At 52.4% G+C, this 13,372-nt stretch carries 10 protein-coding genes and 1 pseudogene; 3 read left to right on the top strand and 8 right to left on the bottom strand.

Features of this window, described 5'->3' with window-relative positions:
* Nucleotides 1–37: 37 nt before the first annotated feature.
* The 6 genes and pseudogenes from murQ to K3T82_RS50855 all read right to left on the bottom strand — a co-directional run bounded on the left by murQ (nucleotide 38) and on the right by K3T82_RS50855 (nucleotide 6,852).
* Nucleotides 38–976 (bottom strand): N-acetylmuramic acid 6-phosphate etherase, encoded by a 939-nt coding sequence (gene murQ, locus K3T82_RS02380; protein ID WP_220191896.1) that lies wholly within the window; start codon nucleotides 974–976, stop codon nucleotides 38–40.
* 11 nt (nucleotides 977–987) lie between these two features.
* Entirely contained in the window at nucleotides 988–2,238 is a 1,251-nt protein-coding gene (locus tag K3T82_RS02375; RefSeq protein WP_220191895.1) for an anhydro-N-acetylmuramic acid kinase, read from the bottom strand.
* A gap of 32 nt (nucleotides 2,239–2,270) precedes the next feature.
* Nucleotides 2,271–3,452, bottom strand: coding sequence for an exo-beta-N-acetylmuramidase NamZ family protein (locus K3T82_RS02370; protein WP_220191894.1), 1,182 nt, complete (start codon nucleotides 3,450–3,452; stop codon nucleotides 2,271–2,273).
* Nucleotides 3,453–3,496: 44 nt separating this feature from the next.
* Complete coding sequence (locus K3T82_RS02365) at nucleotides 3,497–4,354, bottom strand: carbohydrate ABC transporter permease (protein ID WP_220191893.1); 858 nt, start codon at nucleotides 4,352–4,354, stop codon at nucleotides 3,497–3,499.
* Nucleotides 4,355–4,441: 87 nt separating this feature from the next.
* Nucleotides 4,442–5,383, bottom strand: a complete 942-nt coding sequence (locus K3T82_RS02360; RefSeq protein WP_220191892.1) for a carbohydrate ABC transporter permease — start codon at nucleotides 5,381–5,383, stop codon at nucleotides 4,442–4,444.
* A 195-nt stretch (nucleotides 5,384–5,578) separates the two neighbouring features.
* Nucleotides 5,579–6,852, bottom strand: a pseudogene (locus K3T82_RS50855) (extracellular solute-binding protein).
* Between the two features lie 87 nt (nucleotides 6,853–6,939).
* On the opposite strand from K3T82_RS50855, the gene K3T82_RS02350 reads away from it, so the two are divergent.
* Both K3T82_RS02350 and K3T82_RS02345 read left to right on the top strand, forming a co-directional pair.
* Nucleotides 6,940–7,143 carry a hypothetical protein gene (locus tag K3T82_RS02350; protein ID WP_220191891.1) on the top strand — a complete coding sequence of 68 codons (204 nt, stop codon included), beginning with the start codon at nucleotides 6,940–6,942 and terminating at the stop codon, nucleotides 7,141–7,143.
* Between the two features lie 1,041 nt (nucleotides 7,144–8,184).
* Nucleotides 8,185–9,189, top strand: a complete 1,005-nt coding sequence (locus K3T82_RS02345) for a peptidoglycan recognition protein family protein (RefSeq protein ID WP_220191890.1) — start codon at nucleotides 8,185–8,187, stop codon at nucleotides 9,187–9,189.
* Between the two features lie 94 nt (nucleotides 9,190–9,283).
* Here K3T82_RS02345 and K3T82_RS02340 read toward each other — a convergent pair whose 3' ends face one another.
* Entirely contained in the window at nucleotides 9,284–10,942 is a 1,659-nt protein-coding gene (locus K3T82_RS02340) for a RecQ family ATP-dependent DNA helicase (protein WP_220191889.1), read from the bottom strand.
* 252 nt (nucleotides 10,943–11,194) lie between these two features.
* Here K3T82_RS02340 and K3T82_RS02335 point away from each other — a divergent pair, with 252 nt between their 5' ends.
* Nucleotides 11,195–11,425, top strand: coding sequence for a hypothetical protein (locus tag K3T82_RS02335; protein WP_220191888.1), 231 nt, complete (start codon nucleotides 11,195–11,197; stop codon nucleotides 11,423–11,425).
* 74 nt (nucleotides 11,426–11,499) lie between these two features.
* On the opposite strand, the gene K3T82_RS02330 is transcribed toward K3T82_RS02335, so the two are convergent.
* Nucleotides 11,500–13,368 (bottom strand): glycosyltransferase, encoded by a 1,869-nt coding sequence (locus K3T82_RS02330; RefSeq protein ID WP_220191887.1) that lies wholly within the window; start codon nucleotides 13,366–13,368, stop codon nucleotides 11,500–11,502.
* Nucleotides 13,369–13,372 lie beyond the last annotated feature (4 nt).

Here is a 13,372-nt window from a genome sequence, read left to right as displayed (position 1 = left end):
AAGCGCTCTATGCCCCTATCGTGAGGCTGCGCAAGCGCTACTCATCGGCATGCAATGCGGTGAGTGTAGCACGTAAGATTTGTTTATGGGCTGCCAGGTGTTGGCGTGCTTCCTGTGGGCTAACATGAGCGCGAGCGACAACAATGGCGGTCTTGGTTTCACCGTCGCATTGCTCAAGCAGGGCATCGGCTCGCGCCTGATCGACACCAGCGATACCCTGAACAATCTTGCTGGCGCGCCGCTGAAGCTTGTAGTTGCTCGCGTGAACGTCGACCATCTGATTACCGTAGGTCTTGCCAAGCAGGATCATGGTGCCGGTACTGAGCATATTGAGCACCATCTTTTGCGCGGTACCGGACTTGAGGCGCGTGGAACCACTGACTACCTCGGGTCCCACGACGGGCGCGATCATGATATCCACAGCAGGATGGAGGGGCGTATGGGAGTTGCAAGCTACGCCTACGGTAAGCGCTCCAAGCTCGCGCGCGTAAGCGACTGCACCCAGGACGTAAGGCGTGCGCCCACTAGCGGCAAGGCCCACGACCACATCATTCACACTCAACGTGAGCGCTCGCAGGTCTTTCCGCCCGCCTTCTTCGCTATCTTCAGCGCCCTCTACCGCCTTGAGAATAGCAGGAGGCCCACCCGCGATCAGTCCTATGACCATCTCTGGTGGCGTGCTGAAGGTTGGAGGACATTCTGAGGCGTCGAGAATACCCAGACGGCCTGAGGTGCCTGCTCCTATGTAGATCAGGCGCCCACCTGCACGCAGGCGGTCCGCGATCCCTTCAACGGCCTGGGCGATAGCGGGTAGTTCCTGTTGAACAGCCAGGGTAACTTTCGCGTCTTCGGAGTTCATGAGTTGCACTATCTCAAGTGGGTTCATGCTATCAATCGATGTACTGGCTGGGTTACTGCCTTCAGTCTCCATCGCGTTCAAATTTAATTCGTGTGGGTGCTCGGATGCGCTCGACATAGTTTCTTTATTTACTCCTGAATAGTGTCTGTGATGAGATGTAAGCGGCGTAGCATCGGAGGGATACCATCTTCCTCACCAATACTCTCCGCGAGTGCCTGGCACAACAGGTGGCGATAGTTCTTGCCTGGCACAATCTTGCCCAGGTTCACGGTTTTGCTGGCACCTGTGCAGCCCGGCAAATTGTTGGTGCGCCCAAGAAGGCATTCATGTCCCAGAAGCGCGAAGAGAATGGCTTCCTTCGCGCCTGCTGGCAGGCCAGTCTCCTCGAACAGGCGCACATGTGTTCCCGGTAGGGCTTCGCGCAGGCGTTGCATAATGACTGGGTTGTAACCACCACCACCACCTACCAGCACTTCGTCGATGTGCTGAGGACCGAAGGCGCGGTATGCCTGAATGATGCTCTCTGTTGTGATGGCGGTCAGAGTAGCCACTGTATCTTCTGGCGAAAGGCCGCGCTCCTGACCACGCGCGATGAGGTGGGCGGCAAATGCGTCACCAAAGAGTTCGCGTCCGGTGGTCTTGGGTGGAATCTCTTGAAAATAGGGATGGGTGAGCACCTCGCTTACTATGGCTTCATTGATCTTCCCGGCACGAGCCATCGTACCATCACGGTCGAATCCTTGCGCGCCTGCGCTAAAGTGGCGTACCGCCGCGTCGATGAGCACATTACCGGGGCCTGTGTCGAAGGCATACGCTCCTGCTGGTCCCTTGCCAGCAGGTAAGAAGGTCACATTGCCAATGCCGCCAATGTTTTGCAGAGCAAGTGAGCGATGCTCGTCGCTGAAGAGTAGGGCATCGAGGAAGGAGGCTAAGGGCGCACCGTGCCCGCCTGCCGCCACATCCGCGACACGCATATCATCAATAACTGTGATACCAAGGTGCTGAGCAATGACAGCACCTTCGCCTGTTTGCCAGGTGGAGCGTACACGACCAGGCTCGACGAGATGATAAAGGGTTTGCCCATGAGAGGCAACCAAGTCAATCTCTCCTGGCTGAAGCTGGAAGCGCGACAGGAAGTCGTCGATAGCGGAGGCGAAGGCCATCCCCAGGCGGAAGTTGAGCTCTGTCAGGTCTGCGAGGTGGGCCTGTTTCTTACGCATGATGTGTAACAGTTGTTGTTGGAGCTCTTTGGGAAAGCTAGCTTCCTGGTAGGCGAGTAGGCGCAAGGAAAGTTCATTGTGTGCTACAGGCGTAAACTCACAAAGGGCAAGATCAATGCCATCGACTGAAGTACCAGAGTTGATCCCAAGTACGTGCATATGCGCCGGGTTCCTTTCAAGTAGTGATGATCCTAATAGAGCAGATAGGGAACGCGTCGCCGTTCGAAGGCCGCTGTCTGCTCATGCCAGCCTGCCGTAATATCCTCTACGCTAGCGCCAGCATCCAGCGCCAGACGTGGTTTATCGCTGCCAAGGAGGAGATCAATAAAATAGCGTCCTGCCTCATTGCCGCTCTTGCCTTTGATCCAGGGTTGTGAGAGAGGGGAGAGGCGACGTATATCAGCGATCAGGTGCAGCCCCAGTTCCTGGAGGGGAGCGTGTTCACGCTCAAGTAGATACACCTGCACTCCGCCACAAAGCTGCTGGGCGTGCTTTTGAAAGGTTGGCGTGAAGAAGAGAGGGCGGAAAGCAACCCCTGGCAAGGCGTGCCTTGCTAACGTATCAGCCAGTTCAAAAGGATTGATGTCGGGTGCTCCGAGGAACTCGAAAGGCCGAGTGGTGCCACGCCCTTCGGAGGCGCTGATACCTTCAACCAGGCATGTCGCGGGATAAAGCGCCAGTGCCTCCAGGGTTGGTAGGTTGGGTGAGGGAAGCACCCAGGGGAGATCGAGCTGATCAAACCAGAGTTCACGTCGCCAGCCCTGCATCTTTATGATGCGGGGTTCGGGAAGATCATGTTCTGCGGCATAAAGGAGCGCGAACTCGCCTACAGTCAGACCGTGGCAGATAGGAATATCCGCGATTCCCACAAATGATGTGAAGGCTGGATCGAACAGATTGCTCATGAACCGTAGTCCACCAAGAGGATTAGGTCGATCCAGGACCACGAATGGTACGGAGGCCGTCGCGGCGGCCTCCATTGCGTGAACCAGGGTCGAGATATAGGTCGCGTAACGCACGCCAACGTCCTGGAGATCGAAGACGAGCGCATCGAGACCGCGTAGCATTTCGGTGCTTGGGTGGCGTGTCTCACCATACAGACTATAGACTGTGAGACCTGTACGTGGGTCATTGCCCGCCTGCACATGAACGCCCGCTTGGGCATCCCCACGAATGCCATGTTCTGGCCCGAAGAGCGTCTGGAGGTGAAAGCGCTCATCGGTATGTAGGAGATCAATGCCGCTGCGCAACTCGCGGTCGATGCCGCTTGGGTTGGTAATCAGACCCAGGCGTGGGCCTTGCAAGTCTGGTGCTTCACCTGCCAGCAACACGTCCAAACCTGTCTGTACGCGGACACGTGTTGAGCCAGTCATGACATATCCTTTCTGTGACAATTCCAATGGCGACGTGTGGTCTGTTAGCCTTTAATCGCGCCCATACGCACACCCGAGAGGAAGTTACGCTGGAAGATCAAGAAGAAGATGACCATGGGTAGGGCGGCCAATGCCGCGCCCGCGAAAATTATACCATAATCGGTACTAAACTCACCTTGAAGGCTCGCCACCCCGACTGAAAGGGTATAATGCTCGCTTGTTTGTAGCGCGATGAGAGGCCACAGGAAGTCATTCCAATGCTGGACAAAGGTGAAGATTGCCAGAGCGCCAATCGCGGGCCGCGAGAGCGGTAGAATGACGTGCCAGAAGGTGCGGATTTCACCACAGCCATCGATGCGCGCGGCGTCCAGTAGCTCTGACGGAAGGGTCTGGATGTACTGGCGCATCAGGAAGATGCCGAAGACATTCGCGAAGCCGGGTAGAATGACCGCCCAGAGCGTATCAACCAGGCCCAAATTTTGAGTTACCAGGTACAGCGGGATAAGCGTGACATAGGCCGGGATCATCATCGTGCCGATCACGATCCAGAAGAGGATGTCGCGCCCTGGAAACTTCCGCTTGGCGAAGGAGTAGCCTGCCAACGTATCAAAGAAGATATGGAAGACGGTAATCGCGATTGAAATAAAGAGGCTATTGCCCGCCCAGGACCAATAATCGGTGGCCTGGTTCAGCAAGCGCTCAAGATTCGAGAAATCAGCATGGACTGGAAAGAAGTCTGGGGGCGATTTCAGCGAAAATGTCGTTGGGGTGAGTGCGGTCACATAGAGCCAGTACATCGGCCATAGCGAGATGACGGCAGTCCCCAGGAGGATAATCCAGGGTATAATGCTCCCCCATTTAATCTTGGAAGCGCTTTGGCGCTTTATTTGTGCATGAGCCATAACGGTAACACCAATCTTACTCTAAATGCGAACACCTGAGCGCGTGAGCGCTAGCCGTGATGTCGGCGTGGATGTTCGTGCCAGACCTTAGTACTCTACATCGCTGCGGAGGAAGCGAAATTGAACAACGGAGACAATGGCGATCATCAGGAAGAGCACAAATGCCTGGGCGGAAGCGACGCCGAAGCGCATTTGCTGGAAACCGTTCTGATAGATCTGTGTCACCATTACATCAGTGCTGGTGCCAACGCCGCTTTTGACCATGATATAGAATTTCTCGAACACCTGGAAGCTAGCGATGGTATAGAGCACCACCAGGTAGAGCGTCGTTGACTTGATGAGTGGAAGTGTGATATACCACCAGCGCTGAATGGGACCTGCTCCATCGAGTTGAGCAGCCTCGTATAACTCCGGCGGGATACCTGCCATAGCTGCATTGAAGAGCACTACACCAGTTGCTGGAATAGTAAGTACCGTCGAGAGCGTGATGCTATTGAGTACAATATTGGGATCGGAGAGCCAGCGTACGGGCGCGATATGGATCAAGCCCAGCAGATAGTTGAGCAGGCCATATTCGGAATTGAAGATCCATTTCCAGGTTGTCGCAATGATGATCGTGCTACAAACGGCTGGTAGGTAGAACGCAGCCAGGAAAAAGGTCTTCGCGACTTTCCCGCGCTTCTGAATGAGAGCTGCCAGGATCAGCGCGATAAAGATATTGGCGACCACTGTAATCACAGTATAGTAGAGCGTATTGATGATAGATTGTCCAAATACACCATTGCCTGTGGTGAAGGCGGTCACATAGTTTTTGAAACCAATCCAGTTCCCCGTTGTTACCAGATCGCTATCCTGAAACGAAATGACCAGAGCCCAGAGGATGGGGAAGAGTGTGAAGACAGAGAAGACAAGCATACTAGGAAGGACAAACAAATAGCTCCAGCTATGCTGTTTGAAGAAGCTTCCGATTCTGCCCAAGGGAGCAGCCGGCTTGCGCTTCGTCGAGCGTGACAATGAGATGTCCGACATAATCATTCTCCTATTTGGGTTCGAAAGGACCATAGCGACGAGACGGTTGGTCGATGCGATGGGAACACATCGATGGGTGCAGCCAGGATGACTCCACATATAAGCTTCATTACGGTCTACTGAGAATCCCCATGAGAAAGGGCATAGGGGCGCGTGCTCTTATTGGCGCGTCCCTATGCCCCCATTCAATCGCTTTTACTCGTTACTGGCGAGAATCGAATTAATTTCGTTGGCAGGACCATTGAGAGCTTGAGATGCTGAGGTCTTGCCCAGAACTGCATTCTGAATTTGTGTATGCAACATGGTGCGGATCTGACCCCACTGTGAGATCAAGGGCATGAAGTAGGTGTCTGCGACAAAAGGCGAGAATTTGCTGATCGGATCAAGAACCTGGATCGACTTGCGCGCGCCAGGAGCAAGGTAGTAGCCGTTGACATCTTGAGCGACCTGCTTGCCTGTGAGATAGTTGGCGAAATCCATTGCCATTTTCTCTTTGTCCTTGTCGCTATGCTTCGCTACGACAATGACGCCAAGACCGCCAACGGTAAAGGGTTTGCCACGATTGCCAATAGGCATGGGGCGAATCTCGAAGTTCACGCCAAGTTGCTTATAGCCGCTTGAGTCACCGCTGGGGGCGCTATACATCGCGTAGGTCTTATTCTGGCTGAAGCCGCTAACGATATCCTCGGAAGCCATCGCGCCAAAGTCGGGAGGTGTCACCTTGTACTTGTGAGCGAGGTCGATCAGCTTTTGTAGACCGCTGATACCTTCGGGTGAGTTAAAGGTATACTTCTTGTTGTCGGCTGAGAGTGGGGTCGCGCCATCGCCCAGGATGAAGGACCAGGTATTGACCAGATCAGCGTCAATCGCGCCAGTATAGCCATAGACCTGTTTCCCATCGGAGCGTTTGAAGGTCAGTTTCTGGGCGATTTCGACGAACTCTTCATAGGTCCAATCGTCCTTCGGGAGCTCGACGCCGCGCTCTTTGAAGATGTCGACGTTTAGATACATGCCCACGGGGGAACCCAGAGCGGCCAGGCATAGATCTTGCCGTCGATTGTGACCGCTTTGAGCAGGTCGGGGTAGATATCGGCTTTATCTTCGGCGCTCAGATAATCGTCAATAGGCGAGATGAGTCCCTGTTTGATAAGCGCGGGCAGACTATCGGTTGGATAGCGGAAGAGATCGACGGAGGTCCCGCCACGGACGGCCTGAGTCACTTTGGTAGAGCCAGCCTGGTCCGCAGTATAACCGGTCGCTTTCACCGATTTGAGTTCTGGGTGAGCCTTAACATATGCTTGAATCGCGGCATCTGTGAGCTTGCCTGTCGCATTGGCTCCATTAGGCTGATAACCCGTAATCCAGTAGTTGAGAGTGCCTTGAGCGGAACCAGATGCGGCACCACCACAAGCGGCCAGGAAGGCTGCGAGCGCGCTTGTGCCTACCACTAATTTGCCGCCATCGATCATGAATTGTCGACGTGTTGTAGAAGACATCGTGTTTAACTACTCCTCGTTTTCTTTGACGAAAATACCTAGAGAAAGGATAGGTGCTCTATGTCGCGAATGAGCCATGAGGATGATGAAGCGGCGATCGGTGTTCGCGGGCAGTATGCCCGTGGGGCAGATCTGGTGAGGCGTTGTAATGATCGCGCTACCATAACTGTCTACTGCTTCCTCGCTTGTAGCCTCTCTCAAACCGGAGCGCTAGCGCCAATCACGCTGTGGCGTTGTACGACCCTGATTTATAGGAGAGAATAGGCGCACTCGTCTATGAGCCTGGACTCAGACAAGCATTGAATGAATCCTGTGCAAATAATAAAAGTTTTAATACATTTTTGAAGATGCGTTCATTCGCACTCCTTTTGCACTCTACACTCTGATATGACCCATAAAGTTGATATGTTGTATATACCACTAGCGTAGATGTGAACAATATGCCACACGGAAGCTCTTCTGTCAAGGCGTTTGTTGCTCTTTTTGTGTTTAAGTTGGCTATAAATAGAAAGAAGATGGAAGAGATAGAGAAATCTCGCCTTTCTTATCTACTGTTAGTGGATAAGATCCTCTCTCTTATTTTCCCTGTTATGTATAGTGGCGATTGTATATTTATGGAACTTGTGTCAGAAATACTCTAGCTTGAGATATGTTTGCTGTCAATCGAAATAAGGTCGCTTGATGGTGGAGAGATGCATCATTAGGTTGGTTTTAGACCTGGAAATGTGTATAGGACTTCTGGTTGCTAGTGAAAATGCCCCTGGAAAGAGCCTGCCTTATTGTTGGTCTCTTCAAATCGCGGCTATTTGTATGTTATACTCAACGTGAGCAATACATTTATGGTCTTCAATGTTGTATTTGAAGGCATTCTGCGCGCCAGGGAAGGCACAATGCGAGGGGGCATGGATTGCAAACCATTGCATCAACAACCGGCATGAAGCGTTCTTTTGTGTCCATACACGAATGTTATCTTGTTTGGCTTTCTCCCCTCCCATTTCTTCTGCTCATATTCGTATCTTCCCTACTCGATTTCTGTCCAATCACAATAGTCGACTCAAGCAGCCTCTTTGGCCTATACAACAGTAGGACATGACCTCCTGTCATATGGCTATCTGGCAATGTATTGATTATTGTGAATATGTATTTCGCGAGGTGCATTATGTGTGAACACTGTGAAAAGGCTGGGATAGCGCACGAACATGGCTCTGGGATCAATCGGCGAGATGTCATGAAGAGTGGCCTGGGCTTTGTCGTAGCATTGGGGTGGCAGGAGGGCTTGAAGTGTTGACGGGAGCGCCGCAGGCTATGGCGAGCTCAAGACAGATTCAGGTTCCAACTATTTTAAGCTGTGAGGAGTGGGGCGCACGTCTTCCGCAGGATGCGTTAACAGTGCTGGATAAGAAGGCAACCAAGATTTTAGTGCATAACACTGCCTTCCCAAATACGACTGATCATTCTCTTGCCCAGGCTATTCAGCGTGTGAAGGACATTCAGGATCTCCACATGGACACCAATGGTTGGTCGGACACCGGTCAGCACTTTACCGTGAGTCAGGGAGGATATATCCTGGAGGGTCGGCATAACAGCCTCTCCGCTCTGCAATCCGGCAATAAGTTTGTAGTCTCAGCACATTGCCCGGCCTTGAATACGGAAGCGATTGGCATTGAGAGTGATGGCTCGTACATTGAGGTTTTGCCGCCAGAGGAACTATGGAAGTCGCTGGTGACGCTGTGTGTCTATATCTGCTCGCAGTACGGCCTGAATGTGAACAATATTTTCGGACATTGGGATTTCCGCGCCACGGATTGCCCCGGAATTAAGTTTTACTCTAAATTTCCTGAGTTGCGCCGTGAGGTTGCTAAACGCCTGGGAGCGGGGCAGATTCCAGCGCGTACATGGCCTGATCTGCGCCTGAATGTGAGTGGTATTGGTGTGGAGGCGATACAATATCTCATGCGTGACCAGGGGAATACTATTACTGTTGATGGCGCGTTTGGTCCTGCAACCAATGCGCAGGTGAAAGCTTTTCAGACCTCGAAGGGGATAATCGCTGATGGCTTTACGCGTAATGATACCTGGGAGGCGCTGGTAAAACCTCTCCACAAAGGCAGCCAGGGCGATCAGGTCTCCGCGTTACAAGGTTTCCTGGTTCGCAATGGTTTTGACCTGAAGCAGAATGGTCAGTTCGACGACGCGACTATGCATGCTGTAAAGCAGGTGCAGACGCTTCATCGTCTGCCGCCAACCGGGAAGGTGAACCTGGATACCTGGTGTGTTGTCACTGGCGGAAATGTGCGTGGTGGTTACTAGTCTTCCACTAACCTCTACGAATAAGCAAGCCAATCCGTACCCTCTAATTGGGTACGGATTGGCTTGTTGGCTGTAATGTGAGCATCAGGGCGCTCTATGCCTCATTGTGAGGCGTAAGCAATTGATTCTCTTGCACGACGGTCAGTGAGAGTGCTTTATAACCAACCTCCTCAAAGAGGACGATGATTTTATCCTCCTCGTAGCGCATGACCAGACCCACGCCCCAGGCCTTATGCTGTACTCGGCTATTCATAGGATAGGGGCGATCTGCTGACGGTTCCTGGAGCGTTGAACCCGCGTCACAATTGGCGCAGTGACCACAGGTGGCATTGGAAGCTTCTCCAAAGTAATTGAGCAAATATTCGCGCAGACAGTGGTCTAACTCCGCATAGCCCCGGATCATCTCAATACGTGAGCGATTATGCTGGCGGCGCGACTCGTCGATTTGCAGCGCTTCTAGGGCTACCTCCGGATGAATCGTGTGTTCTGGTCTGGCAGTAACTTCGCCATTGGGAAGTGTCTCGATGGCGTGTAGCTCTTCCAGCGCTGTAAGGATCTGCATGGTTTTGGTCTGAGAGAGGTGAAGTTCTTCGCTGAGCTCTTTTGTCGTCATGGCCTTACCATGCGCTTGAAGTGTTTCGGCGACCAGTTCTACCTCCTCGGCATCAACGGGAGAGCGACCGGTGAGAAAATAACGAATATTGATGTCTTTGGGGCAATAGAAGAGGATGGCCCTGGATGGCTCCCCATCGCGTCCGGCTCTCCCTATCTCCTGATAATAGGCATCAACCGAGTCGCTAATATCATAGTGATAGACAAAGCGGACATTAGGCTTATCGACGCCCATACCAAAGGCTGTCGTAGCTACGATGACATCCAATTGATCGTCCATGAAGGCCGCCTGAACTTCAGTTCGCCTATCACCTTTGAGCCCCGCATGATAGTAGTCGGCTTTAATGTCTAGACCTTGCAGGGCCTCCGCAATCTCCTCTGCATGCTTGCGGGTAGCTGCATAGATGATGCCAGGCTTTTCACTCTCCTGAACGCGCTCAAGAAGGGCTTTTTTCTTGGTGCTCTCATCCTGAAAACTCTCGACCCCGAGCCAGATGTTGGGGCGATCGAAGCCCTGTACAATGACTTTCGCATCTTGCATGTGTAGGCGCTCAAGGATTTCTTCGCGTACGGGAGGGGCAGCGGTGGCGGTGAGCGCAAGCACGCGCGGATGCCCTAGTTCGTCAATGATCTGTCCCAGGCGCAGATAATCAGGGCGAAAGTCGTGGCCCCATTCGCTGATACAATGGGCCTCATCGATGACGAAGAGCGTTGGCTGAATCTGGCGGAGTTTCTCAAATGTTTCGTCGTTGCTGAATTGCTCAGGAGCCAGAAAGAGAAATTCCAGATCACCCTCTTCAAGATCTTCAAGGATCTCTGTTGAATCACTAGCCCGTTCCAGGGAATTGATAAGCGCGGCATTGCCGATTTGAAGTTCGCCGATATTTTCTACCTGGTCGCGTTGAAGGGCAATGAGCGGCGAAATAATTACGGTTGCCCCTTTAAGGAGATGCCCGGCAAATTGATAGATAAATGATTTCCCGGAACCTGTGGGGAGAACCGCCAGGGTGTCATGCCCGTCGAAGATAGAGCGTAGGGCATCTTGTTGTCCTGGTCGTAATTCTTTATAGCCAAAGAGAGCGCTGGCAAGCTTCTCGAAAGGAATCTGGCGTGAGCGCACTTGTTTTTTGTGCTGTGTCATGCTGTGAACCTGCTTTCGCTTATATATTTCTCTGTTATTATAGAACGCATAGTAGCCAGGAAAGTGATATATAGACCTTCGTTGTGCGCTCCATGATGGAGATGGATTTGGCTACAGGCTGTCAGGGGGCGTAGTGCCCTATGGCCTGTGCTTGCCTTTAGCTTGTATAACGAGAAGAGAAGACATGCAAGTTGTGAGGATTATCGGTGGCGCCGTTCATGCCACCAGAGCCAGCAAAGGAGCATGGAGGTCATGGAGACACCTCAACAGTTTGACGAGGCCCATTGGACTACACCAGTACCAGCATCCCTACCACCAGCCGAGGGGCGCGATGATATTGGCCGTGAAGAGGAGTGCTCTACCGTATTTGGAGAGTCCGCGATCATTTCGCCCGATCCCGTGGAGGGGCGTAATGATATCGCAGAAGATGTTGAGCAGGAGCGACAGCAATCATATCAAGCGTCGCGGGAGGATGTGGGCTAATAGGCTGAATAGAAGAGGAACGGTCACAGCAGAGTATGCTGTGACCGTTCCTCTTAGTATGAGCTCCTCTATTGCTAGACGAGTTGAGTCTCGATGGTTGGCATCTGCTCCTGCTCTGGTGTGAGCGGGATGTGCTTTTCAGCCAGATGCTTCACCCACTGATAATTGCCATCACGTGGCTCACCGCTCAAGAGCTGATAGGTCAGGAAGAGCCAGCACAGAGCGTTAGGAATGGTCAGGTAGTCAGTATTCGCGCGCTCAGTGGCATCCTTACTCATGAGCTTATAACGCTCATCCTCTGTCAGCAAGGTATACAGGTGCTTGGCGACCTGCGTTGTATTATTTGGCTCGACGAGGTGTCCGGTAATGCCATCCTCAATCTGTAGAGGAATGCCCCCAACGTTATACGCAATCACGGGGCGTCCCTTCATGAGTGCCTCAGTAACCTTGACTTCAAAGCCCTCTTTGGTTGAAAGCTGAAGCACCACTTTGCTTCGGCGTAGGAGGGCATTCAAGATCTGGTCGCGGTGAGGCAGGCGCAGAACTTTGATGTCCTGTGCGAAGTGTGCATATGGCGCTGTCTGGAGGATATTCCAGATCAGATTGTAGATGGGCACACCATCGGGATCGTCAATAGAACCATTGCCAGTAATTATCAGTTGTGGGACAACGCGGCCTTCCACTTCCAGCATCTCACGCAGCTTGCGGTATGAATCGAGCACGTCTGGGATACCCTTGGAGGGATCGAAGCGCGCGACCTGAACGATGAAGGGGCGCGCACTATCCAACGGTGTCTGCCCAGCTGCCTGAAGGTAGGAATTGAAGATCTTCATATAGTTGTTGAGTTGATCTTCGGAGAGTGGCTTATTGAGACCATCCAGCGGGTCTGTCGTCGCGGGCATATAGAAGACCTTATGCGCCGGAACCGTATCAGGAATAAACATGCTCATTGGATGGCTTACAAAGTAGTCCGCGAGTTGAATTTTGTCCCACAGGAAGTTCCAGGTGATCTGTTGTGGCGTTCCAGGCTGGTTCGCCAGACTGCTCACAATCTGGATGTGTGAGCGGTAGATGATCTTGGCTTCGGGATTGAAACGCTTGATATGGGGAATCAAACCAGCCGGTTGCGGGTCATCAATGACTACGACATGTGACTGCTTCAATACATCCTGGAGCATCTCGGCATTCTCATGTGTCCACTCCTCGTAGACTTCCATATCTTCTGGCGTGAGAACGGTTTCAGGACTGGCGACAGCCTGTAGGACATTATGAATTTTGGTCTTCGTGATGTCGAAAACTTCTTTGCTGGGCTTAAGAATATACCAGTGCGCGTCGACATCGAAGAGACGAAGTAAACGAATAAGTGCATGACGCATCAAGGCCACACCACCACCCCGTGGTGTCGCGTTGATAAAGATTAACTTTTTTCCTTGTAGATAGCGAGCTAACATCTGTAGACGCGCGAAGTCAGCAGGCGGGGTAATCCGCTTGTAATCTTCAAGAGTAACCAGCTCAGAAGGAATAACCTCGTTATCCTCTGTCAACTCAGGCTCCACAATGTCCTGCTCATCGAAGATCTCCATCATTGCTTCGATGCTCTGCCCAGGGGTTATTGTTTGCCCAGGAGGGATGCGGAAAGGTACAATATCTTCCTGCAACCATAGGCGAGAGTGCAGCTCATTGAAGTGTGGATCATCATGAAAAGCGGCAGCTATATATTGTAGATTGTGTTCCTTAGCCGCCTGATGGAGGAAGGCTAAGGCCTGAGCGACTACATTCTCAGCGTGGCGTGGGTGCGTGAATGATTCAAGCTCCATACCCCGCTCGCTCTTGCTGGTCGCGGTGATTGTTAGCGCATTGCTATCAAGGTGAATGCTAGCATATTTCGCCGTTGGATTTACATGTACGCTGCTAGCATCAGGAGTAGAAATGTTTTTCAACATAGCG

It is taken from the genome of Ktedonospora formicarum (assembly GCF_016587355.1).
In the GTDB taxonomy this organism is placed as follows: domain Bacteria; phylum Chloroflexota; class Ktedonobacteria; order Ktedonobacterales; family Ktedonobacteraceae; genus Ktedonobacter; species Ktedonobacter formicarum.
Note: the sequence above shows the minus strand (reverse complement) of the source record. Positions and strands in the feature narration are given on the sequence as shown.